The organism is Kitasatospora saccharophila (assembly GCF_039529925.1).
GTDB classification, from domain to species: domain Bacteria; phylum Actinomycetota; class Actinomycetes; order Streptomycetales; family Streptomycetaceae; genus Kitasatospora; species Kitasatospora saccharophila.
The window spans coordinates 1-22,838 of record NZ_BAAANS010000090.1 but is presented as its reverse complement, the minus strand read 5'-3'; the positions used below and the strand labels follow the sequence as shown (position 1 = coordinate 22,838).

At 75.9% G+C, this 22,838-nt stretch carries 17 protein-coding genes, 1 tRNA gene and 1 pseudogene; 1 reads left to right on the top strand and 18 read right to left on the bottom strand.

Features of this window, described 5'->3' with window-relative positions; genetic code table 11:
* From ABD345_RS36925 to bldG, 13 genes are all read right to left on the bottom strand, one after another.
* The coding region (locus ABD345_RS36925) for a transposase (protein WP_344558785.1) at positions 1-130 on the bottom strand (130 nt) is incomplete at its 3' end.
* A gap of 87 nt (positions 131-217) precedes the next feature.
* Positions 218-291, bottom strand: a tRNA-Thr gene (locus ABD345_RS36920).
* A 108-nt stretch (positions 292-399) separates the two neighbouring features.
* Positions 400-1,050 (bottom strand): leucine efflux protein LeuE, encoded by a 651-nt coding sequence (leuE, locus tag ABD345_RS36915; RefSeq protein ID WP_344558784.1) that lies wholly within the window; start codon positions 1,048-1,050, stop codon positions 400-402.
* Positions 1,051-1,168: 118 nt separating this feature from the next.
* Positions 1,169-2,785, bottom strand: coding sequence for an alpha/beta hydrolase (locus tag ABD345_RS36910; protein ID WP_344558783.1), 1,617 nt, complete (start codon positions 2,783-2,785; stop codon positions 1,169-1,171).
* Positions 2,786-3,025: 240 nt separating this feature from the next.
* Entirely contained in the window at positions 3,026-4,108 is a 1,083-nt protein-coding gene (locus tag ABD345_RS36905) for an alpha/beta hydrolase (RefSeq protein ID WP_344558782.1), read from the bottom strand.
* Positions 4,109-4,391: 283 nt separating this feature from the next.
* Positions 4,392-5,597: a DNA polymerase III subunit delta' gene (locus ABD345_RS36900; RefSeq protein WP_344558781.1), complete on the bottom strand. Its 1,206-nt coding sequence runs from the start codon at positions 5,595-5,597 to the stop codon at positions 4,392-4,394.
* Positions 5,598-5,895: 298 nt separating this feature from the next.
* Positions 5,896-9,078, bottom strand: coding sequence for a dTMP kinase (tmk, locus tag ABD345_RS36895; RefSeq protein ID WP_344558780.1), 3,183 nt, complete (start codon positions 9,076-9,078; stop codon positions 5,896-5,898).
* A 78-nt stretch (positions 9,079-9,156) separates the two neighbouring features.
* The gene (gene topA / locus ABD345_RS36890; RefSeq protein WP_344558779.1) at positions 9,157-12,042 is read right to left on the bottom strand and encodes a type I DNA topoisomerase; all 2,886 of its coding nucleotides are present in this window, start codon (positions 12,040-12,042) and stop codon (positions 9,157-9,159) included.
* Between the two features lie 359 nt (positions 12,043-12,401).
* Entirely contained in the window at positions 12,402-12,902 is a 501-nt protein-coding gene (locus ABD345_RS36885) for a DUF3592 domain-containing protein (protein WP_344558778.1), read from the bottom strand.
* A 360-nt stretch (positions 12,903-13,262) separates the two neighbouring features.
* Positions 13,263-14,768, bottom strand: a complete 1,506-nt coding sequence (locus tag ABD345_RS36880) for a DUF7059 domain-containing protein (protein WP_344558775.1) — start codon at positions 14,766-14,768, stop codon at positions 13,263-13,265.
* 174 nt (positions 14,769-14,942) lie between these two features.
* A complete protein-coding gene (locus tag ABD345_RS36875) occupies positions 14,943-15,650 on the bottom strand; it encodes a small secreted protein (RefSeq protein WP_344558774.1) in 708 nt (235 codons plus the stop codon).
* Positions 15,651-16,004: 354 nt separating this feature from the next.
* Entirely contained in the window at positions 16,005-16,421 is a 417-nt protein-coding gene (locus ABD345_RS36870; RefSeq protein WP_344558773.1) for an ATP-binding protein, read from the bottom strand.
* 157 nt (positions 16,422-16,578) lie between these two features.
* Entirely contained in the window at positions 16,579-16,920 is a 342-nt protein-coding gene (gene bldG / locus ABD345_RS36865) for an anti-sigma factor antagonist BldG (protein ID WP_014136695.1), read from the bottom strand.
* 222 nt (positions 16,921-17,142) lie between these two features.
* On the opposite strand from bldG, the gene ABD345_RS36860 reads away from it, so the two are divergent.
* On the top strand, positions 17,143-19,503 hold the full coding sequence (locus ABD345_RS36860) for a DEAD/DEAH box helicase (protein ID WP_344558772.1): 2,361 nt from the start codon (positions 17,143-17,145) through the stop codon (positions 19,501-19,503).
* A gap of 114 nt (positions 19,504-19,617) precedes the next feature.
* On the opposite strand, the pseudogene ABD345_RS36855 reads toward ABD345_RS36860, so the two are convergent.
* The 5 genes and pseudogenes from ABD345_RS36855 to ABD345_RS36835 all read right to left on the bottom strand — a co-directional run.
* Positions 19,618-19,839: pseudogene (locus ABD345_RS36855) on the bottom strand (Rv3654c family TadE-like protein); the annotation flags it as partial.
* Between the two features lie 165 nt (positions 19,840-20,004).
* A complete protein-coding gene (locus tag ABD345_RS36850; protein WP_344558771.1) occupies positions 20,005-20,343 on the bottom strand; it encodes a TadE family type IV pilus minor pilin in 339 nt (112 codons plus the stop codon).
* A gap of 22 nt (positions 20,344-20,365) precedes the next feature.
* Positions 20,366-20,626 (bottom strand): DUF4244 domain-containing protein, encoded by a 261-nt coding sequence (locus ABD345_RS36845; protein ID WP_344558770.1) that lies wholly within the window; start codon positions 20,624-20,626, stop codon positions 20,366-20,368.
* A 146-nt stretch (positions 20,627-20,772) separates the two neighbouring features.
* Positions 20,773-21,576, bottom strand: a complete 804-nt coding sequence (locus tag ABD345_RS36840) for a type II secretion system F family protein (protein WP_344558769.1) — start codon at positions 21,574-21,576, stop codon at positions 20,773-20,775.
* Between the two features lie 364 nt (positions 21,577-21,940).
* A partial coding sequence (locus ABD345_RS36835; RefSeq protein WP_344558767.1) for a type II secretion system F family protein occupies positions 21,941-22,838 on the bottom strand: 898 nt, incomplete at its 5' end.

Here is a 22,838-nt window from a genome sequence, read left to right as displayed (position 1 = left end):
GCCGACGCGGGAACTTCAGCGGCCGGCCCGCCCGGCGCGGATCGCGCCGCGGCAGCAGCGGCTCGATCACAGCCCACTGAGCATCCGTCAACGACGAATCATAGGAAGGCTTGCACGAACAGACACACATACCGATGATCTTCGCGATCCCGCAGACCACGAAAACCACCGGCCATGCATCACGCCACGCAGTTGATCACTTACCCAACACTTTCTGAGCCGCCTATGGGATTCGAACCCATGACCTACGCATTACGAGTGCGTTGCTCTGGCCAACTGAGCTAAGGCGGCACCGCTGCCGGTGACCCGGCCCGTGAGGGCAAGGGTCGCATCGGCAACGCGCGCCAGTCTACACAGTTTCCGGGGGTGATCCGTACGCGGCGGCCGGCGGCCGGGAGGTCAGGCGGAGGAGACGGCGAGCTTGGCGGCGAAGCCGGCGAAGAGGACGGCCACGGAGGAGGTGAGGCCGGCGGAGAGGCGCTTGCGGCGGCGGAAGGCGTTGGCGAGGGAGGTGCCGGTGAAAATCAGCAGGGAGAGGTAGAGGAAGGAGAAGGTCTGCAGGACGGTGCCGAGGAGGGCGAAGGAGAGGACGGGGGCACCGTAGGAGGGGTCGACGAACTGGGTGAAGAAGGAGAGCAGGAAGAGGATCGCCTTGGGGTTGAACAGGCTGATGAAGAGGGCGCGGCGGAACGGCCGCTCGCCGTCCTCGGCGGGGGCGTCCTCGGCGGAGGCCGCGCTCAGCGCCCGCTCGCGCCACATCTGGCGGGCGGCGCGCAGCATGCCGTAGCCGATCCACAGCAGGTAGGCGGCGCCGCCGAACTTGACCACCGCGAAGACCGCCGGGTTGGCCCGGAGCAGGGAGGCCGCGCCGAGCGAGGTGAGGCTGATCAGGGTGAGGTCGCCTAGGAAGACGCCGCAGGCCGCGCGGTAGCCGGTGCGGACGCCCTTGCGGGCGGCGACGGAGAGCACGTAGAGGGAGTTGGGTCCGGGCAGCAGGACGATGACCAGTGCACCGAGGACGTAGGTGGCCAGGTCGTGGACTCCGAGCACTGCGGTCTCCAGGAAGCGTGCGGGCGGGAACGCCGAAGGGGCTGCGCCATGGTAGCTGCCAGCCCCTTCGAGCGAGAACACTCCTGACGGACCCGCGGTCCCGCCGGGGCTCCCCGGGTCAGTCCTTGCAGGTCTTCCCGTTGGCGGGGGCCTCCCCGCCGAGCAGGTAGTCGTTGATCGCGTTGTCGATGCAGGCGTTCTGCCGCTGGTAGGCGGTGTGCCCGTCGCCCTCGTAGGTGAGCAGCCGCCCGTTCTCCAGCTGCCCGGCCAGCGACTTCGCCCAGGCGTACGGGGTGGCCGGGTCCCGGGTGGTGCCGACCACCACGATCGGGGCGGACCCGGCCGCGCGCACGGTGTGCGGGGCGCCGGTGGCCGGGTCGGGCCAGTACGCGCAGCCGAGCGCCATCCAGGCCATGTCGCGGCCGAAGTGCGGGGCGGCCTTCTCGAAGGCGGGGACGGCGGCGGTGACCGCGGCCGGGTCGGCGAACGGGGCCGGCAGGTCGAGGCAGTTGACCGCCATGTTGGCGTACATCAGGTTCTCGTAGCTGCCGTCGCTGCCGCGCCCGAAGTAGCTGTCGGCGAGCTTGAGCAGCCCGCTGCCGTCGCCCGCCCCGGCGGTGGTCAGCGCCTCGCGCAGGTAGGGCCACATCGACTGGGTGTACATCGCCTGGGCGACGCCGGTGAGCGCCTGGGCCTCGGTCAGCGGGCGGTTCTGCTCGGTCGGCAGCGGCGCCGCGTCGAGCTGCGCGAACAGCGCGGTGAGCTTGTCCCCGGCCTCCTTCGCGCTGTGGCCGACGGGGCAGTCGTCCCGCTTCGCGCAGTCCTCGGCGAACGCCGTCCAGGCGGTCTCGAACCCGCCCGCCTGGGTGAGGTTGCCGGTCACCGCGTCCAGCGCGGGGTCCATCGCGCCGTCCAGCACGACCTTGCCGACCTTGCCGGGGAACAGGCCCGCGTACGTCGCGCCCAGGAAGGTGCCGTACGACTTGCCGACGTAGTTGAGCTTCGGGTCGCCGACCAGCTGCCGCAGCACGTCCATGTCGCGGGCCGCCTCCACCGTGGAGACGTGGCCCAGCAGGTCGCCCGCCTCGGCCCGGCAGCCGTCCGCGAACCCCTTGTCGGCGGTCACCACCGCGTCGACCTCGCCCTGGTCGTCGGGGGTCAGGTCGGTGGTGGTGTAGGCGTCCATCCGCGGACCGGTCAGGCAGGTGATCGGCTCCGAGCGCCCGACCCCACGCGGGTCGAAGCCCACCAGGTCGTAGCCGGCCCGCACGCCCGCGTCGTAGCGCGCCGCGACCCGCTCCGCGTAGTCGATCGCCGACCCGCCCGGGCCGCCCGGGTTCAGCAGCAGCGAGCCGATCCGGTGCGACGCGTCGCCCGCGGGCTTGCGGACCGCGGACAGCTCCACGTCGTGCCCGTCCCCGGGGTGCGCGTAGTCCAGCGGTACCTTGAAGGTGGTGCACTCGAACCCGGAGTCGCACGCCTTCCAGCTCAACTTCTGCGCGTAGTACGGGGCGAGGCCGGCCGGCTGCTCGGCCGGCAGCGGCTCCAGCGGGGTCGCCCCGGACGCCGCGGGGCTGCCCGTCGCCCCGCCCGGCACGCTGTCCGTCGACTGGCCCGGGGTGCCGGACGGCGTGCCGGAGGAGGCCGGATGTCCGGAGGTGCAGCCCGCCAGCAGCAGCGAAACGGCGGCCAGCACGACGGCGGGCGCCGTCCGACGGCTCCGGGCGACTCTCATGACGGCGGGTCCTCTCCCCTGGGGAACGGCTGCGGCGGCCGGGAGCCCGAGCCTAGCGGGCGCCACCGCGACCTCCGGCGACTCGCCCCGCGAGCACCCCGCCCGGCCGACCGGCACACCGCCGATCGCACCACGGCCCCGCGCCGAACGGCCCAACCCCGTACGGGACGGCCCAACCCCCTACGGGACGGCCCGCTTCCCCGTAGCGGACCAGTCGCCCCCGCCGGCCCCGACCGGCCGCTACTTGGCCAACTGCTCCGCCAGGTACTGCACCGCGACCCGCACCAGCCGCAGCCGCTCCCGCTCCGGCGTGTAGTCCTGCACCACCTCCGAAGTGCGCACCTCGGCCCGCGACTTCGCGTCCCGCAGGGCCGCCTGCACCGCCCGCCCGGACGCCAGCGCCGCCGCGTCCCGCTTCGCGGCGGCCAGCAGCAGCCGCGGCGCCACCGCCCCGGGGGCCTCCGCCGCCGCCCCGGCCAGCGCCTTCGCGTCGTACCGGCCGGAGACCGCCGCGGCCGCCCCGTACAGGTCGGGGCGGGCCAGGCCGGCCGCGGCCGCGCAGGGGGCGCCGCCGTCCACGCCGAGCACGCTCCAGCCGCCCGGGCCGGCCGGCAGGGTGCGGAAGGCCGCGCCGACGGCCGCGCGCAGCGCCGCGTCGTCCGCGACCGCCTGCGGGGCGGCCGCCACCAGGTCGCAGGGGTGGCCGGTGCCGCCGGGCGCCTCGGGGGCGACCACCACGAACGGGCGGGCCTTGCCCTGCTGCACCGCCGACGCCACGCCGTCGAACACGTCCGGCAGGTCGGCGTCGGCGGTGCGCCCGGGCGTCCCGGAGTGCAGCACGATCACCGGGAACCGGTCCGCCGGGTTCTTCCCGTACTCGGCCGGCAACCAGACCCGCACCGTCCGCGCCCGCCCGTCCGGACCGGGCACCGACCCCTGCAGCAACTCCCCGCCCGCCGCCCGGCCCGCACTCGCGAACGCCACCGGCGAAGCCGCCGGGGACGGAACCGGGGACGCGGACGCGGACACGGACGGCGACGCGGACGAGGACGCCACCGCCCGGTCCGCGCTCCCCGCCTCCGCCGCGACCGCCCGCACCACCCCGCCCCGCTCCCCCAGCAGCACCGCCACCCCCAGCGCGCTCACGCACGTCAGGCAGAGCACCGCCGCCCCCGCCCGCACCAGCACCGGCCGCGCCTCCGCCGCCAACTCGTACGTCTGGGCGGCCCGCAGGTCCCGCCAGCGCACCATCGCCGAACGGGCCAGCCAACTGCCCGCCACCGCGGCCACCAGCAACGACAGGACGAGGAGCGAACGGGGCATGGGGACGCACCACCTCGGGGAAGGACCGGCCGCCGGACGCGAGCGCGTGGTCAGTGCACAGGGTGCAAGACCGAGCGCCCCCTCGCCCCGGGGCGGTACGGGCGCCTCCACACGTTCACTCGAACGAGCGACGGCCGGACGGCCCCGGAGCACGCCCCCGCCCCGGGCACCGGACGCGCGGAGCACCGGACGCGCGAAGTACCGGCCGCCGCAGCGGAAGCCGGGGCCCGGCCCAGGCACCCAGCCCGGCCGCTCGGCCCGCTGCCGCTCAGCCCGCCGCCGCTCAGCCCGCCCGCAGCGCCACCGTCATCGCCTCCACCGCCAACAGCGGGTCCACGTTCCGGTCCAGCGCCCGGCGGCAGGCCAGCACCGCCTCGATCCGGCGCAGCGTGTTCTCCGCCGCGCCCTCGCCCGCGATCCGCTGCAGCGCCGGCCGCTGGTCGTCGTTGGCCAGTGCCCCGCCCGCGCCGAGTTGCAGGGCCAGCACGTCCCGGTAGAAGCCCAGCAGGTCGCCCAGCGCCACGTTCAGCGTCTCGCGGCGGGTCCGGGTGGCCCGGCTCTTCTGCCGCTTCTCCAGTTCCTTGACCGCCCCGGCCATGCCGCGCGGCGCCCGGCTGCCCTCCGCCGCGCCGTACGCGGCCCGCAGGTCCTCGGTCTCCCGGGCGTCCTGGGTCTCGGCCAGCGCCTCGGCGTCCGCCTTCGCGGTGTCCACCAGGCGCTGGGCGGCCGCCAGGCAGCCGCCCAGGTCGGCCACCTCCAGCGGGATCCGCAGCACCTCGGCCCGCCGCGACCGGGCCTGCTCGTCCACCGCGAGCCGCCGCGAGCGGTCGATGTCGCCCTGCCCGGCCAGCGCCGCCAGCCGGGCCGCCTCCGGCTCCACCCCGTCGCGGCGCACCAGCATGTCGGCGACCGCCTCCGCGGGGGGCGTGCGCAGCACCAGCAGCCGGCAGCGCGAGCGGATCGTCGGCAGCACGTCCTGCACGGACGGCGCGCACAGCAGCCACACCGTCCGCGGCGAGGGCTCCTCGACGCCCTTGAGCAGCGCGTTGGCGGCCGCCTCGGTCAGCCGGTGCGCGGCGTCCACCAGGATCACCGACCAGCGGCCGCCGGTCGGGTAGCTCGCCGCCCGCAGCACCAGGTCGCGCATGTCGCCGACGCCGATCGACAGGCCGTCCGTCCGCACCTGCTTCACGTCCGCGTGGCTGCCGGACAGCACGGTGTGGCACCCGTCGCAGAACCCGCAGCCCGGCACCCCGCCCAGCTCCAGGTCCGGGCTGGTGCACTGGAGCGCCGCCGCGAAGGCCCGCGCGGCCGTCACCTGCCCGGCACCGGGCGGGCCGGTGAACAGCCAGGCGTGCGTCATCAGCGAGGCGTTCCCCGCCGGTGTCTCCCCCCGGCCGGCCAGCACGCTCGCCCGGGCCGCCCGCGCCGCCGCCTGCAGCTGCTCGACCACCCGGTCCTGCCCCACCAGGTCGTCCCAGACACTCACGCCGCGCTCCTCGTCACCGATACCACCGATACCACCGATGCCGCCGATGCCACCCGTGCCATCGCGGCCCTTGCAGCCCTTGCGGTCCTTGCGGTCCCCGCAGCCACCGCGGTCACCTCGCCGGCCGCTCCCGCCGCTTCCACCACCCCGCCGAGCCTAACCCCGCCCGGGGACAGCCCAGGCCCGTCCGGGAACAGCCCCGGCGCGGCAGGCGCCCCGCGCGAACGGGGCCGCGACGCGGGCAGTGCACCTGCCGTCCCGTCGCGGCCCCGCCGCACGTGCCGTTCTTCCCGAGCTGCTAGTCCTTGCGGCGGCGCCAGCCGCCCTTCTTCGACTGCCGGTCCGACCCGTCCTGGTCGTCCTCGGGCTCCTCCGTCTCCCAGCGGGCCCACTCCTCGCGGGAGCCGAGCAGACTGTCGGTCAGGCTGGGCAGGTCGTCGAGCGGCGTCTCCTCCGCCCAGTCGGGCCGGGGCCGCAGCTCGCGGGTCTGCGCGGAGTCGTTCTCGTCCCGGAACAGCCCCTGGGGCACCCGGGCGGTCGGGTCGTCCGCCTTGGGCAGCACCGCCGTCTCCTCGACGTCCGCACCGCCGTCCTCGATCACCGGCAGCACCGCGGTCTCGTCCACCTTCGGCAGCACCGCGGTCTCGTCCACCGCCGGCTTGCCCCGGCCGGGCCGGGGCAGCTCACGGGTGGTCTCCGCGTCCGCCCCGCCCTCGACCTTCGGCAGCACCGCGGTCTCGTCGGCCGGAGCACCCTTCGGAGCCGGAGCAGCCTTCGGAGCCGGGGCCGGGGCCGGGGCCGGAGTCGGGGCCGGGGCCGGAGCCGGGGCCGGAGCGGCCTCCGCCGCCAGTGCCGCGGCCGTCTCCGCCTCGGCGGCCCGCCGGGCGGCCTCCGCCCGCTGCAGCGCCTCCTCGGCGCGCCGCCGCTGCTCCTCCCGCTGCAGCTCGCGCTGCCGGGCGAACTCGGCGCGGGCGGCCTCCTCCGCGGCGGCCTTGCGGGCGGCCTCCGCCGCCGCCTCGGCGCGGGCGGCCTCCTCGGCGCGTCGCTTCGCGTCCTCCTCGGCGCGCCGGGCGGCCTCCGCCTCGGCGGCGATCCGGGCCGTCTCCGCGGCCTTGCGGGCGGCCTCGGCCTCGGCGCGGGCGGTTTCCTCGGCGGCGAGCCGGTCCTTCTCGGCCTGCTCGGCGCGCAGCTGCTCCAGCAGTTCGAGGCGCTTGCGCTCGGCCTCCTCGGCGGCCTTGCGGGCGGCCTCGGCCTCGGCGGCGCGCCGGGCGGCCTCCTCGCGGGCCTTGCGCTCCTGCTCGGCCTTGGCGGCCTTCTCCTGGTCGGAGAGCGGCAGTTCGCGGTCGAGCCGGTGCCGGATCGAGGTGGTGACGACGGCGGGCGTCTGGGTGCCGTCGACGACCAGGTAGCGGGCCGGGTCGGCGGCGGCGAGCGCCAGGAACCCGGAACGGACCCGCTGGTGGAACTCGGTGGGCTCGGACTCCAGCCGGTCCAGCGCCTCGGTGAAGCGGTCCCGGGCGGCGGTCGGGTCGACGTCCAGGACGACCGTCAAGTCGGGCACCAGCCCGCCGGTGGCCCAGCGGGAGATCCGGGCGACCTCGGTGGCGGCCAGGTCGCGGCCCGCGCCCTGGTAGGCGATGGAGGAGTCCATGTACCGGTCGGTGATGACGACCGCGCCGCGCTCCAGCGCCGGGCGGATCACGTTCTCGACGTGCTCGGCCCGGTCGGCGGCGTAGATCAGCGCCTCGGCCCGGTGCGAGAGCCCGGTGTTGCCGACGTCCAGCACGAGGGCGCGCAGCCGCTGCCCGATCGGGGAGCCGCCGGGTTCGCGGGTGAGGACGACCTCGTGGCCCTTGGCCCGGATCCACTCGGCCAGCGCCTGCGCCTGGGTGGACTTGCCGGCCCCGTCGCCGCCCTCCAGGGCGATGAAGTAGCCCTTGCCGGCGGCCCGGTGCGGGGCCACCTCGGCCTGCCCGCGGACGGCCTGGGCCAGCTCGCGGCCGAACGGGACGACGCCGCGCTGGTCGTCGGTCTTGAGCAGCACGACGGCGGCCAGCACCAGGGTGAGCAGCCCGGCGGTGGAGACCGCGAGCGCGGCGCCGCCGTGGATGAAGGTGAAGTGGCCGCGGCCGACCTCGCCGAGGCTGACCTGCCCGTACGCGGCGGCCAGCAGCGGCATGCCGACGAGTGCGGCGCCGACGACGGTCCGCAGCACGGCGTACAGGTGCTCGGTGACCTTGCCGAGCCGGATCTCCTCGATCTCCTGGGCGAGCAGCCCGCGGCCGGTGGCGATGACGACGCCGGCGGCCAGTCCGGCCAGCACGGTGAACAGCAGCACCAGCACGAAGTCGAGGACCAGGCCGGCCAGGATCAGCGCCACGCCGGAGGTGACCAGGCCGAGCGCGAGCAGCCGGCGGCGGGACAGGCCGGGCAGGGTGGCCCGGCTGAGCCGGACGCCGATCGCGGGGGCGCCCGCGGCGGCCAGCACCAGCAGGCCGTAGCCGATCGGCCCGGCCAGGTGCTCGCCCGCGGTGAGCAGGCCGAGCGCGGCGACGCCGGCCATCGAGGCGTACCCGGCGGCGATCGCGAAGGTGAAGTACGGGGCGGAGCCGGTACGGCCCTTCTTCAGGGACGGGCCGGGCGTCGCGTCGGTGGGGGCGCGCAGGCCCTGCAGCGGGGAGCGCGGGGCGGTGCTGGCCCCGGCCGGGAGCTCCTGGAGGTACAGCAGGGCGGCGTTGGCGGCGAACAGCCCGGCGGCGCCGAGCGCGGCGACGGTGAGCTGGTGCGCGTGCAGCCACTCCAGGCCGATCGCGGCCAGCACGTTGTTGAGCAGGGTGAGGCCGATCAGCCCGCCGGCGGCCAGCGGCAGCGCGGCCCAGCCGGTGCGCGCGTCCAGGGTGCGGACGGCGTCCAGCGCGGCGGCGGACGGCGGCCCGGGCTGTTCGGGGACGGTCAGCAGGCCGGGCACGGCGGCGGCCTTGCCGATGGTCCAGATCCGTTCGGCGGTGCCGGCCAGGAAGGCGGTGGCGAGCAGCGGCCAGGTCGCCGAGCCGGGTGCCCAGACCACCCACCAGGGGGCCAGGCCGATCAGCAGCGCGCGGACCAGGTCGGCGCCGAGCAGGCTCCAGCGCCGGTCCAGCTTGCCGCCGACCAGGGCGTGCACCGGGCCGAGCAGGGCCGCGCCGACCAGGACGGTGGCCAGCAGCCGGGCGGCGAACACCGCGGCGACGGCGAGCGCGAGCGCCCGGTAGCCGTGCCCGAGCTGGCCGCCGAGCGCGGCGGCCACCACGGTGAGCGGCACCAGCACCAGCACGGTCAGCCGGTCGGCGGCCCCGCCGAGCAGCTGGGTGGTCCACAGTTTCCGGTAGGGCCGCAGCCTCAGCAACGCACGGGCCCGCTCGCCGGGTGTCCCGGCGGGGGCGACCTCCGGGAGGCCGGGGGCGGCGGTGCGTGCGGTGGGGGGCAGCTCCTCGCTCGTCATACGGTCAGCGTAGCGAGTGCGGGTGCCCGTCCTTAACGGGCCCGCCCGGATTCGAACAGGCCCGTTACGGAGTGTCCGTCAGCTCTCCTCGGAACCGGCGCCGCCGGCCCCGTTCTCCTCGGCCGCGGCGGCCCCGGCGGCGGTCTTCTTCGCCGCCGTCCTCTTCACCGTCGCGGTCTTCTTCGCCACGGTCTTCTTGGCCGTGGTGGTCTTCTTCGCCGCCGCGGTCTTGGTCGCCGCCGCCTTCTTGGCCGGGGCCTTCTTCGCCGGGGCCTTCTTGGCGGTCTTCTTCACCGGCCCGCGGGCGCGCTTCTCGGCGAGCAGCTCGTACCCGCGCTCGGGGGTGATGGTCTCGACCTCGTCGTCCTTGCGGAGCGTCGCGTTGGTCTCCCCGTCGGTCACGTACGGGCCGAACCGGCCGTCCTTGACCACCACCGGCCGCTCGCTGACCGGGTCGGTGCCGAGCTCCTTGAGCGGCGGCGCGGCGGCGGCCCGCCCGCGTGCCTTGGGCTGGGCGTAGATGGCCAGCGCCTCGTCCAGCGTGATGGAGAGCAGCTGGTCCTCGCTGGTGAGCGAGCGCGAGTCGGTGCCGCGCTTGAGGTACGGGCCGTACCGGCCGTTCTGCGCGGTGATCTCGTTGCCCTCGGCGTCGGCGCCGACGACGCGCGGCAGCGAGAGCAGCTTCAGCGCGTCGTCCAGCGTGACGGTGTCCAGGTCCATCGACTTGAACAGCGAGGCGGTGCGCGGCTTGACGGCGTTCTTGCCGGTCTTCGGGATGCCCTCGGGCAGCACCTCGGTGACGTACGGGCCGTACCGGCCGGCCTTGGCGACCAGCGGGTTGCCGCTGACCGGGTCGGTGCCGAGCTCGCGCTCGCCGCTGGGCTTGGCGAACAGCTCCTCGGCGAGCTCGACGGTCAGCTCGTCCGGCGGCAGGTCCTCGGGGACGTCGGCGCGCTGGCCGGGCTCGCCCTCGACGGCGGCGGGGCGCTCCACGTACGGGCCGAAGCGGCCGACCCGGAGCACGATGCCGTCGCCGATCGGGAAGGAGCTGATCTCCCGGGCGTCGATCGCGCCGAGGTCGGTGACGAGCTCCTTGAGGCCGCCGAGGTGGTCGCCGTCGCCGTTCCCGGCGTCGGCGGCGACGCCGACCGCCGCGTTCGCCTCGCCCGCGCCGAAGTAGAAGCGCTTGAGCCACGGCACCGACTCGGCCTGGCCGGCCGCGATCCGGTCGAGGTCGTCCTCCATCTTGGCGGTGAAGTCGTAGTCGACCAGCCGGCCGAAGTGCTTCTCCAGCAGGTTGACCACCGCGAAGGACAGGAAGGACGGCACCAGGGCGGTGCCCTTCTTGAACACGTACTTGCGGTTGATGATCGTGTCGATGATCGAGGCGTAGGTGGAGGGGCGGCCGATCTCCCGGTCCTCCAGCTCCTTGACCAGCGAGGCCTCGGTGTAGCGGGCCGGGGGCTTGGTGGCGTGGCCCTCGGGGGTGAGCTTCTCGGCGGCCAGCGGGTCGCCCTCGGTGACCTGCGGCAGCCGGCGCTCGCGGTCGTCCAGCTCGGCGTTCGGGTCGTCGGCGCCCTCGACGTACGCCTTCAGGAAGCCGTGGAAGGTGATGATCTTGCCGGAGGCGGAGAACTCGGCGTCCCGCCCGTCGGCGGCCCGGCCGCCGACCTTGACGGTCACCGACTGGCCGACCGCGTCCTTCATCTGGGAGGCGACGGTGCGCATCCAGATCAGCTCGTACAGCCGGAAGTCGTCGCCGCCCAGCCCGGTCTCGGCGGGCGTGCGGAAGCGGTCCCCGGACGGGCGGATCGCCTCGTGCGCCTCCTGCGCGTTCTTCACCTTGGAGGCGTAGGTGCGCGGCGCGGACGGCAGGTAGTCGGCCCCGTACAGCTGGGTGACCTGGGCGCGGGCCGCGGTGACCGCGGTCTCCGACAGCGTGGTCGAGTCGGTGCGCATGTAGGTGATGAAGCCGTTCTCGTACAGCTTCTGCGCCACCTGCATGGTCCGCTTCGCGCCGAAGCCCAGCTTGCGGCTGGCCTCCTGCTGCAGCGTGGTGGTGCGGAACGGCGCGTACGGGGAGCGGCGGTACGGCTTGGACTCGACGCTGCGGACGCTGAACGCGGTCTGCTGCAGCCCGGCGGCCAGCGCGCGGGCGGCCTGCTCGTCCAGGTGCAGGGTGGTCGCGGCGCTCTTCAGTCGGCCGTCCGGACCGAAGTCGCGGCCGGTGGCGACCCGCTTGCCGTCGACCGAGACCAGCCGGGCGCCGAAGGACTCCGGGTCGGCCGAGGCGGCGGCGGTGCGGCCGGTGCCGAAGGTGCCGACCAGGTCCCAGTAGGAGGCCGAGGTGAAGGCGATCCGCTCGCGCTCGCGCTCGACGACGAGTCGGGTGGCCACCGACTGGACCCGGCCCGCCGACAGCTTCGGCATGACCTTCTTCCACAGCACGGGGGAGACCTCGTAGCCGTAGAGCCGGTCCAGGATGCGGCGGGTCTCCTGGGCGTCGACCAGGCGCTTGTTCAGGTGCCGCGGGTTGCGCACGGCCTCCTGGATGGCGTCCTTGGTGATCTCGTGGAAGACCATCCGGTGCACCGGCACCTTGGGCTTCAGCACTTCCTGCAGGTGCCACGCGATGGCCTCGCCCTCGCGGTCCTCATCGGTGGCGAGGAAGAGTTCGTCGGACTCCTTCAGCAGCGACTTCAACTTGGTGACCTGGGACTTCTTGTCCGCGTTCACCACGTAGATCGGGGCGAAGTCGTGGTCCACGTCGACGCCGAGGCGGCGCACCTCGCCGGTGTACTCGTCCGGGACCTCGGCGGCCGTGCCGGGCAGGTCACGGATGTGACCGACGCTGGCCTCGACGATGTAGCCGGGCCCGAGGTAGCCCTTGATCGTCTTGGCCTTGGCCGGCGACTCGACGATGACGAGTCGCTTGCCGTGCGCGGTCTCGCTGCTCGGGGACACCTTCGCTCTTCTCTCCCGGTCGTTTACCAAAGCTCCTGGACCGCCTCAGCGCGACAGCCCCACCAGCGGAGTGTGACCGTACCCTGGCCACCCTTGTCAAACGGACGGAACCTGCTTTTTCACCGGCAAGGCCGACCGACGCCACTCGAACGGTAACCCGATGGCAGGTCCCGGGGCATGTCTTTCCCGGGCAACCGCACCCGTCACCCGGTGCGACCGGGTCGGTCGCCGAACGGCCGGAACCCGCCCGCGCGGCCGGTGGACGCCCCTCGCCGGGGTGTCCGGGAGGACGCCCCGCGTGACCGACCGGCGCATCCGCCACCCCGGCCCGGCGCGTCCGCCGCCCCGGCCCGGCGGGGTCAGCGCAGCGCCGTGGCCAGCAGCGTCAGGCCGCCGGCCAGCGCGGACGTGGCGAGCAGCACCCAGAACAGGTCGGCGGGCAGCGAGGGGAGTTCCTCCTGCGCGGCCAGCACCACCCGGTCCGGCCGCCGCGGGTCGTAGGCGACCCGGACGGCCGCGCCGGGGGCCAGCCGGGCCGGGCGCCGCAGCGGCGTGCTGCCCCGCGGCCGGGCCAGCACCAGGTGGTGCGGCTCGTCCGGTTCGACGACCGGGTGCAGTTCGCGGACCGTCCCGGCGGTGGCGGCGGCCCGCTCGCCGAGGGCCGCCACCGGGTAGGACAGCAGCGGACTGCCGTCCATCGCACCGGCCCGGTCCGGATCGGCCACCACCTGCGCGGTGGCCGACACGCCACGCCGACGCAGGCGGTGGCGCAGGCGCAGTTCCACGGCGCACCAGAGCAGCAGCGCGCTCCCGAAGAGCGTCAGGACCGCCCCGCCCACCAGCGCCGTCGGCGTCTCCACCCCGGGCCTCCCCCGCGTTTCCACAGCTTGTGGACAGCACCCTGGCAGCCGGTGGACAACCGGCGGCGGACACCCGGAGTACGCCCGGCCACGCACGGGAAAAGGGCGGGTGAACACGCCCTGCCCGGGGCGTGCCGAGCAGGGCGCGGGCCTCGGCGCGGCCCTGGGCGCCGCGGCCCGGCCACCGTGCCCAACGAGGGCGGGCCGCACAGGTCACCGCGGCCACCGGGTGACCAACGTCACCACCGGACGGGCCCGGCCGGGGACGGCACGGGTGTGCCGGAGGCGGGTGCGGCGCGGTACGGGGGCGGCGCGGGCCGGGCGGGTCGGGGCGGGCGGGGCGGGCTGAGCGGGCCGGGTTCAGCGCACCGGCTCGACGAAGCCCTGTTCGGTGAGCAGCCGCAGCGACTCGGGCACCCGCTCGCGCAGCAGCTCCCGGTCCTCGCCGAGCAGTTGGGCGATCGCGTCGACGATCTCCCCGGCGGCGAGGGTGCCGTCGCAGACGCCGACGAAGCCCGCGCCGACCGTGTCGACCTTGGTGGCCCGGCGCATGCCCCGGTTGTGCCGGAGCACCACGTGCTCCGGGTCCTCCGAGCCGGGGTCGCCGATCTGCTCCTGGACCACCTCGTCGGCGAGCAGGTAGCGGGCGGCGAGCAGCCCGGCGTCGTCGTGGGCGCGCAGGAAGTCCTGCCGGGCGAACCACTCCTCGATGTGCGGGCCGAGCGGCTGCTCCACGGGGTGCGGCCACTCCTCGATCCGCACCACGGGCTCGGCCGCGCCGGAGGCCCGCAGGGTGATCCAGCCGAAGCCGATGCCCTCGACGCCGGCCGCCTCGAAGGCGTCCAGCCACTCCTCGTACCGGTCGGCGTACTCCTCGCCGCGGTGGTCGCCGCCGTCGCGCAGCCACAGCTCGGCGTACTGGGCGACGTCCTGCACCTCGCGCTGCACCACCCAGGCGTCCAGGCCGGTGCCCGCCACCCAGCCGGCCAGCCGGTCGTGCCAGTCCTCGCCCTTGACGTGCTGCCAGTTCGCCAGCAGCTGGCAGTAGCCGCCGGGCTCCAGGTGGGCGGCCGCGCCGCGGACCACGCTGCGGCACAACTCGTCGCCGGCCATCCCGCCATCCCGGTAGGTGAACCGGCCGGCCGGGGAGATCACGAACGGCGGGTTGGAGACGATCAGGTCGAAGCGCCGGTCGCCGACCGGCTCGTACAGGCTGCCCTCGGCGGTCTCCACCTGGTCGAAGCCGGAGAGCGCGGCGGTCAGCCGGGTGAAGTGCAGGGCCCGCGGGTTGAGGTCGGTGGCGGTGACCCGCTGGGCGTGCCGGGCCGCGTGCAGGGCCTGCACGCCGGAGCCGGAGCCCAGGTCCAGCACCTCGCGCACCGGCCGGCGCACCGTCAGGTTGGCCAGCGTGGTGGACGCCCCGCCCACGCCGAGCACCAGGTCGCGCCGCTCGACCCCGGCGGCCGTCCGGCCCGAGCCGATCCCGCCCGCGCCGCCGACGGCGCAGCCCAGGTCGGACACCACCCAGGCGTCCGCGCTGGGCAGCCCGGCCACCTCGTCGGCGTACGGCCGCACGTCCACGGTGGCGCGCAGCCCGTCGCCGTCGGCCGCCAGCCAGCCGTCGGCCAGCAGGCCGTCCAGCAGCCCGTCGGTCGGCAGCGCGGCGGCGGCCGCGGCCCTGGGCACGGCCCGCTGCAGCAGGAAAAGCCGCACCAGGGTCTCCAGCGGCGAGCCGCCGCGGGTCGCCCGCAGCGCGGGAACGGCCTCGCTGCGGGCCAGCGCCGCGTACGCGGTGGGGCCGAGCAGGTCCAGCAGTCCGTCAGCGGTGAAGGAGGCGCTCAGCAGCGCCTCGCGGAACTCCGCCATCCGGCCGGAATCAAGAACGGGGCTGTTCGTCACCCCGCCATTCTCCCCCGTCCGGCGCCCCGCCCGCCCCGCCGCCCGGACGGGTGCCAGGGCGGGTGCCAAGGCGGTTCCCGGGGCAGGCGGAGTGCTGGACGGGTGCCGGACGGGTGCCGGAGCGGCTCGGGGCGGGTCGGCTCAGCTCGCGCTGGGCGAGGGGGAGGCCGAGGGCGAGCCGGACTGCGCGGCGTCCCCCGACGGGCTGCCGGAAGCGGCCGGGGACGCGCCGTCGGTCGCACCGTCCGTACCGGTCCCGTCGGTCGCGCCCGCGGACGGCCCGGCGGAGCCGGTGGCCGCCTCGGTGCCGCCGGCCTTGCAGCCGGGCTGCTTCTTCATCGCGTCGCCCAGGGCGCCGCTCTGCAGGGTGGCCAGCGCGGAGGTCGACACCTGGGAGAGCTGCTGCACCTGGTCGCCGACGCTGCGCAGGCCGTCCGCGAACTTCGCCTGGTCGTTGCTGGCCAGCGCGTCGAGCTTCTTCTGCGCGTCCAGGTAGCCCTGCGCCACCTGCTTCAGCTCGTTGACGGCGTCCTGCTGGACCTTCGCCCCGTCGTCGATCTTCGGCGCGCCGACCTTCTGCACCGCGTCGGCCAACTGCTGGTTGGTGGCGGCGAGCGAGGCGAAGTCGGTGGAGAGCCGCTTCTGCAGGTCGACGGGGGACTCGCCGTCCTTGACGTTCGCGGTGTCCGCGAGGGCCGCCCGGGACTGCGCGATCGGGTCCTTCGCGGCGTCGCAGACGCCCTTCGCCCAGCCGTCGAGCTTCGCCGCCGAATCGTCGGCGGAGCAGCCGACCGCAGCGAGCGCGAGCAGCGCGCCGAGCGCGGAGACGGTCACCAGTCGCTTCTTCACCGGGGCCCTTTCGGTCACTGACACCCGGCTCCGGGCATCGCCAGCGAACCTACACGCCCGCCCGGGCCGCCCCGTTCGGAAGGCCGTGGCCCACGGGATCCGCGCAGCTCAAGGGGAGGGCGGACGGAAGGGCAGCCGAAAGGACGGGCGGGGAACGGACAGCGGGGCACCACCCGGGGAGGGGCCGTGCGGAACGGACGCCGCGCGGCGACGGGAGCACCCGGCACGACCGTGGGCGACCGGCGAGGCCCGAGGGCGGCCCGGAAGGGCCCGACACGCGGAACGCCGGGAACGCCGGGAAGGCCCCGGCACGAGCCTGAGCGGAGGGCGGGTCCGGAGCGGGCCGGACCCGGTTCAGACCGCGACGGAGACCGGGGAGACCGGCCAGCTCATCCGGATCACGCCGCCGTCGGAGCCGTTGCCGACCTCGACGTCCTCGACCAGGCCGGTGATCACCGCGAGGCCGAGCGCGTCCTCGTCCTCCGGGTCCCCGCCCGCGGCGGCACCGGCGGCGTGCGTCGGCCCGGCCTCGTCGGCGACCTCGATGAGGAACCGCTTCTCCTGCTCGGTCAGCGCCACCCGGACCGCACCGTCGACGCCGTTGCGCTGGTGCAGCGCGACCGCCCGGGAGCACGCCTCGCCCACGGCGAGGCGCAACTCGTCGAGCACCGACTCGTCCACCCCGGCCCGTCTGGCCACCGCGGCGGCCACCAGCCGGGCGGTGCGCACGTGCTCGGGAAGCGCGCTGAATCGAAGTTCGACGGTTGCCATGTCTCCCCTCCGGGGTTGCTCCCCGCCGCCGGGCACACCGGCCCGCACGGCGGAGGCAGGGACACCGACCGCGCCGGCCGGGCAGGGCGACGTGCCCGGCCGACCGGCGGCGGTCGATCGAAGTGATTCGGTTGGTACGACCGATCGACGACGGGCGTCAGTCGGTGGCGGCGACGGCCTCGTCCACGGAGTTGTGGATCGGGAACACCTTGGTCAGACCGGTGATCCGGAAGATCTTGAGGATGCGCTCCTGGTTGCACACCAGGCGCAGCGAGCCCTCGTGCGCACGCACCCGCTTCAAGCCGCCGACCAGCACACCGAGGCCGGTGGAGTCGAGGAAGTCGACGCCCTCCATGTCCACGACCAAGTGGTAGTTGCCGTCGTTGACGAGCTCGACAAGCTGCTCGCGCAACTTGGGGGCGGTGTACACATCGATCTCGCCGCCAACCTCGACGACCGTGCGATCGCCGACAGTACGGGTCGACAGGGACAGGTCCACGGAACCTCCAGCACCTTGCCTTGCTACGTCATTGCGATCTTCAGCCCGGCGGCTGCCACCGCAGGGTCGCAGGGCCGGGGCGCGGCAAACCGGCAGGTCGGAGCCTCGGTGTTGCGGCCCTCGGCCATGCGGCCGTCACGGGCTTCATTCAACCACCTGTGACCACGGGCGCACGATGGTTAACAGCGATTCTCCGTCACACCGGTGACACACTGGGTCTCCATGCCGCCCCGTCACCACCAGCCCGAGGCCCTGCTCGCAAGCCTTTCCACCGAGCGCGGCAGGTCGGACCGCCTCACCCATACGGAGCACCTGCCCGCCCGCGAGGCGCGGTATGCACCCTGGCCGGAAGGAATCCGTCAGGAGGTGGTCGCCGCGGCTTCCGGGCTCGGCGTGGTGCTGCCCTGGGCGCACCAGGCGGAGGCGATGGACCTGGCCGCCGCCGGGCGGACCACGGTGATCGCCACCGGCACCGCCTCGGGCAAGTCGCTGGGCTACCTGGCCCCGCTGCTGAGCGACCTGCTGACCGGCACGGAGGCCCGCAACGGCCGCGGCGCGACCGCGCTCTACCTGGCCCCGACCAAGGCGCTGGCCGCCGACCAGCGCCGGCGCGCCGCCGAACTCGTCCCCGACCGCGTCCGGGTGGCGCTGTACGACGGCGACACCCCGCCGCAGGAGCGCGAGTGGGTCCGCCAGTACGCCTCCTACGTGCTGACCAACCCGGACATGCTGCACCGCGGGATACTCCCGGCCCACCCGCGCTGGTCCTCCTTCCTGAAGTCGCTGCGGTACGTGGTGGTCGACGAGTGCCACACCTACCGCGGCGTGTTCGGGTCGCACGTCGCCCAGGTGCTCCGCCGGCTGCGGCGGCTGTGCGCCCGCTACGGCTCCGAGCCGACCTTCCTGCTGGCCTCGGCGACCACCGCCGAACCCGCCGTCACCGCCGAACGGCTCACCGGCCTGCCCGCCACCGCGGTGACCGAGGACCACTCGCCGCGCGGCCCGATGGTGTTCGCGCTGTGGGAGCCGCCGCTGACCGAGAACACCGGCGAGCACGGCGCGCCCGTCCGCCGCAGCGCCACCGCCGAGGCCGGGTACCTGCTCACCGACCTGGTGCACGGCGGCACCCGGACGGTGGCCTTCGTCCGCTCCCGGCGGGCCGCCGAACTGGTCGCGCTGCAGGCCCAGGAGCAGCTCGGCCAGCCGCTCGCCGCCCGGGTCGCCGCCTACCGCGGCGGCTACCTGGCCGAGGAGCGCCGCGCCCTGGAGCGCGACCTGCACAGCGGCCGGCTGCTCGGCCTCGCCTCCACCTCCGCCCTCGAACTCGGCGTGGACGTCTCCGGCCTGGACGCCGTCCTGCTGGCCGGCTACCCCGGCACCCGGGCCTCGCTGTGGCAGCAGGCCGGGCGCGCGGGCCGGGAGGGCCAGGGCGCGCTGGCGGTGCTGATCGCCCGGGACGACCCGCTGGACACCTACCTCGTCCACCACCCCGACGCGCTGTTCGCCACCCCGGTGGAGGCCACCGTCCTCGACCCGGACAACCCGCACGTGCTCGCCCCGCACCTGTGCGCCGCCGCGGCCGAACTCCCGCTCACCGACGCCGACCTGGAGCTGTTCGGCCCGTCCAGCGCACCGCTGCTGCCGGTGCTGGAACGGCGCGGCCTGCTGCGGCGGCGCTCGGACGGCTCCTGGTACTGGACCCGCCGCGAACGCGCGGCCGACGGCGTCGACCTGCGCGGCAGCGGCGGCAGCCCCGTGCAGGTCGTCGAGGCCGACACCGGGCGGCTGCTGGGCACCGTGGACGCCGAGGCCGCGCACACCACCGTGCACACCGGCGCCGTCCACCTGCACCAGGGCCGCACCTACCTGGTCCGCGAGTTCGACCTGGAGTCCTCGGTCGCCCTGGTCTCCCCCGCGAACCCGCCGTACACCACCTCCGCCCGGGACGTCACCTCGATCGCGGTCCTGTCCACCGACACCACCGAGGAGTGGGGCGAGGCCCGGCTCAGCTTCGGCTCGGTGGAGGTCACCAACCAGGTCGTCGGCTACCTGCGCAAGCGGATCTCCACCGGTGAGGTCCTCGGCGAGAGCAAGCTCGACCTGCCGCCCCGCACGCTGCGCACCCGCGCCGTCTGGTGGACCGTCACCGAGGACCAACTCCTCGACGCGCTCGTCCCGTTCGACCTGCTCCCGGGCGCGGCCCACGCCGCCGAGCACGCCTCCATCGGCCTCCTCCCGCTGTTCGCCACCTGCGACCGCTGGGACATCGGCGGCGTCTCCGTCCCGCTGCACCCCGACACCGGGCTGCCCACCGTCTTCGTGTACGACGGCCACTCCGGCGGCGCGGGCTTCGCCGAGCGCGGCTTCCGGCGCGCCGTCGAGTGGCTGACCGCCACCAGGGACGCCATCGCCGCCTGCGAGTGCGAGCGCGGCTGCCCGTCCTGCGTCCAGTCCCCGAAGTGCGGCAACGGCAACGAGCCGCTCGACAAGGCCGCCGCGATCCGCCTGCTCACCGTCCTCCTGGCCGGGGCCCCGGCCGGGACCGCGCCCACCACCGGGGAGGCCCCGGCCCCGACGGACTGACCCGGCGCCCGCCGCGGGCGCGGCCGCACCGCCCTCCTCGCCCCAGGCCCACAGCGGGCCCGCCCGGGCGCGGGCCAGGGCCGGGGCCAGCGGCACCGGAGTGCCCCGGACCGGGGCCCGGACCACCACCTCCACCGCGTCCTGCCCCGGGAGCGGCCGACAGGAGACCAGTTCGACCCCCTCCTGGGCCCTCGTCAGCTCCGCGGCCCGCCCACAGCCGCCGTCCTCGTCGAGCAGCAACCGGCCGGCCGCGGCCAGCGCCGCCAGGTCGGCCGCCGATTCGGCGCGGTGACGGGCGGCCACCGCCGACCCCAGCGTCAGGCAGGCCGAGAACACCACCACCCCGAGCGACCCCAGGGCCACCAGCCACACCGTCGCCGAGCCGCGGTCGCCCACCGTTCCCGGCCGCGTCCCGCTCCCCCGCGTCTCCCGCCTCTCCCCTGGCCGTCGCGGCCAGCGCGTCCGCTTCGTGCGCACGGCTCCACCTCCTCCCGTCGGTCCTCATCCGCCGTCGACCGGCACGTCCTCCCGGGCCCCCACCGCCGTGGCCGTGAGCCGGACGGACAGCAGCGCGGCCAGCCGGCCCGGGCCCGGGCAGGGGGCCTCCACGGTGGCCCGGGCGGTGGTGGGGCCCAGGTCGATGGCGACCTTGGCACCGCGCGGGGCCGCCGCGGCGGCCTGGGCCAGCGCGTCGGCATCGCCCCGGGCGGCGGCCCGGGCCCCGACCCGGGCCGCGTCCACGCAGCGGATCTGGGCGCCCGCCGCCACCACGCCCCAGATCAGCACCGCCACCAGCAGCACCAGGGCGGGCAGGCCGACCGCGGTCTCGGCCGTGACCATCCCGCTGTCCGCCGCCCTCCGGTCAGACCGCATGCAGGGCCCGGTCGAGGACCTCCGACAGCGCTCCGGAGACCGTGCTGCTGGTCACCACCTTGTAGAGCACGGCGGCGAAGGCGCAGGCCGCGACCGTGCCGATCGCGTACTCGGCCGTGCTCATCCCGGCGTCCGGCGGCCCGGACGCCGCCTTCCGGCAGCGGTACCGGAGCCAGCCGCCGAACCTGCGGACGGCCCGCAGCACGGTGGCCGGGCGAGCGGCCCGCACGGACTTCGTCGTGTTCGTCATGGGGGGGGATCCCTTCGTCGGAAACGGACTTGAGCGGATCCGAACGGATCGGACGGATCCGGATGGTCTCGGACGCAACCGGTCGTGCACGCCCCCGCCGCGCCCGTTCGAACGGGCGCCCCGGACGGGGTGGGGGCGGCTGCGCCTCACAGGTGCCGGGAGAAGGCGGTGGTCAGCCCCGTGACCACCGGCACCACCCCGATCAGCACGAACGCGGGCAGGAAGCAGAGCCCGAGCGGCGCGGTCGCCAGCACGCCCGCCCGGCGGACCCGTGCGTGCCCGGCCCGGACGGCCGCCGCCCGCTGGGACTGGGCCAGACCCGCCAGTGCGGCGGCCGGCGGGGTGCCGCTGAGGCTGGTCCGGGCCAGGCAGCGGGCGAGCGGGGCCAGCGGCGGGCAGTCGGCGGCCAGTTGCTCCCAGCAGCGTTCCGGCCCGGCGCCGAGGGCGAGTTGGGCGGCGACCTGGGAGAGGCGGTCCCGCATCGGCGAGGGCACGCTGTCCGCGACCGCGGCCGCCGCACCGGCCGGGGAGCCGCTGGAGCCGAGGCAGGCCGCCAACAGCTCGGCGGTCAACGGGAGCTGACGCACCAGCCAGTCGTGTTCCACCGCCCGCCGGCGCTCGTCCGGCGAACGCACCCGGGGCAGCAGCCTCCAGGCCGCCCAGCCAGCCAGCAGGCCGACCACCGGACCCGCCCGGCCCCCGACCAGCACCCAGGCCGCCGCCCCCAGCAGCACCGCCAGCGGCCGGTCTCCCGCCGCCCGCCCGAGCCACCGCCGCACGGCCCCCGCCGCCCGACCGTGCCACCCGCCCCGCACCGAGGCCACCCGCACCGTCGCCGCCGGGACGCACTGCTCCACCCGCCGACGCGCCACCCGCCGCCGCGCCACCGCCAGCGCCTCCCCGGCCAACCCGACGACCACCGCCGGGAACAGGACCACCACCGCTTCCACCTCGCCTCCTCGATCGTCGACACCGGCCCCGAAACCCATCCGCCCCGCCAACCCACCCGACCCACCATCGACCGCGGTGGCGGGCCACGCCGGTCCGGAAACCGGTTCCTGCGCCCGGAAGGACGCGCCCCGCCCGAGCGGCCGACAACTGGGCCGGGAGACCGGCCCGGAGGTCGCGGCGCGCCGGGCCCCCGCGGTGAACGGCACCGGACCGAGACCGGACCCCGTGCACCGAAAACCCCACCGGTCCGCCCGAACCCCCCGTCCACTGCGGTGCCTCACCAGCCCGGAGCTCGTAGCGCCGCCGCAAGGCCCGACGCCGAGCGGCACCGAACCGGCAGCGGACCCCGCGCATCGGAAGCACTCACCCCCACCGGGCCCCGCGGCCCGCCCGACCCGCCCGACCCGCCGTCAACTGCGCCGGGGTACCGACCCGGAGGTCATGGCGCGTCCGGGAGATCCCGCAGCGGGCGGCCGCGGGCCCGGTCGGTCGGGGACGGGTCGGGGCGTCCTCCGCGGCCCGGACGATCCGGGCCGTCCAGACGACGCCGACCGTCTCCAGGGCCGCCCCGGTCAGCAGACCGAGCAGCCCCACGGGGGTGTGCAGCAGGACCTGGACGGGGTGGGCCCCGAGCGCCGACCCCAGGCCGAGGCCGACGGCGGGCAGTGCCGCGAGCACCACCACGGTGGTGCGCGGGCCCGCGAGCTCGCCCGCGATCTCCTCGACGAGGGCCCGTTCGGCCCGCAGGGCGTCCGCGACCTGCTCCAGTCCGGCCGCCAGGCCGGTGCCGCTCTCGGTGCTGACCCGCCAGCAGGCCGCCATGGCCGCCGCGCCCTCCCCGCCCGGCAGTTCGGCCACCAGGCGGAGCGCCGCCGGCAGGTCCGCCCCGTAGCGCCCCGCCGCCAGCCGGGCCGCGGGTTCGGCCCCGAGTCGACGGCCCCACTCGGGGGCGGCCCGGGCGAGGACGGCGTGCATGGCCTGTTCGGGGGTGGCGCCGCTGCGCAGTTCGGCCGCCAGGCCGGTGCACAGGTCGATCACCGCCGCGGCCCGCCGCCGCTCCGCCCGGGCCGCGCGCCGCCCCGCTCGCCAGCGCCGGAGCGGCACCACCGCACAGGCCGCCCCGGCCAGCGGGAGCACCGAGGAGGTGCCGTGCCCGGCCGCCGCGCCGAGCGGGAGCAGCAGCAGCTCGGGCACCAGCCAGCGCGGGCACCGGCGCCGCCACCGCGCCCGCGCCCCGCCGAGCCGGCTGCCCGCCCCGCCG